A 251-nucleotide genomic window follows, 5' to 3' on the forward strand; every position below is an offset into this window, starting at 1 on the left:
CGTCGCAGGTGCGGCACTAGGAGGGCGTGCTACCGGCTCCATGACTTTTGCCTTGGTTGGATGCGGTACGACAATACGAAACATATGCGGTGCCAAATAATACCAAGCGCCTTGGTTCAACGGCTCTTCTTGCGTCCAAACGATCTCTTGTAGATTGCTATATTTTTCAATCTCAGCAATCAAACGCTCTTCTGGCAACGGATAAAGCTGCTCAATACGTACAATAGCCACATGCTCTAGACCCAATGCAC

1 protein-coding gene is annotated in these 251 nt (G+C 49.0%); it reads right to left on the reverse strand.

The features are described from left to right. Positions 1–251, reverse strand: a 251-nt coding sequence (locus AAEY75_RS16330; RefSeq protein ID WP_352260202.1) for a hypothetical protein, incomplete at both ends; no start/stop codon positions are given.

Source organism: Psychrobacter sp. TB55-MNA-CIBAN-0194, assembly GCF_040309505.1.
In the GTDB taxonomy this organism is placed as follows: domain Bacteria; phylum Pseudomonadota; class Gammaproteobacteria; order Pseudomonadales; family Moraxellaceae; genus Psychrobacter; species Psychrobacter fozii.